General features: G+C 33.7%; 1 pseudogene. It reads left to right on the forward strand.

What is annotated here, in order from left to right:
- Nucleotides 1-163 (forward strand): annotated as a pseudogene (locus tag IDG60_RS03295) (branched-chain amino acid ABC transporter substrate-binding protein); the annotation flags it as partial.
- Between the last annotated feature and the right edge of the window lie 146 nt (nt 164-309).

Here is a 309-nt window from a genome sequence, read left to right on the forward strand (position 1 = left end):
TGTTATTAGTAAGTTAGGTTGGCTGAAAATTAACTTTATAGAATCATTGCCTCTAAGAGCGTATTCTTTAGAGTGGTTCCCAGTAGCAATTATTGCAACGATATTAGGCTATCTAGTCGGCATATTTGTAAAACAAGATCCAATTAAATATCAACAGGAATAACGAATAATATAAAAGAGGTTGGGACATAAATCCCTAAAAAAACAGCAGTAAGATAATTTTCAATTAGAAAATATCTTACTGCTGTTCTCTATTTATACAATACTTCGTATTGAATGGCTTCGCTTTCCTAGGGTGCCGTCTCAGCC

The sequence above is a fragment of the Staphylococcus sp. EG-SA-2 genome (assembly GCF_017152085.1).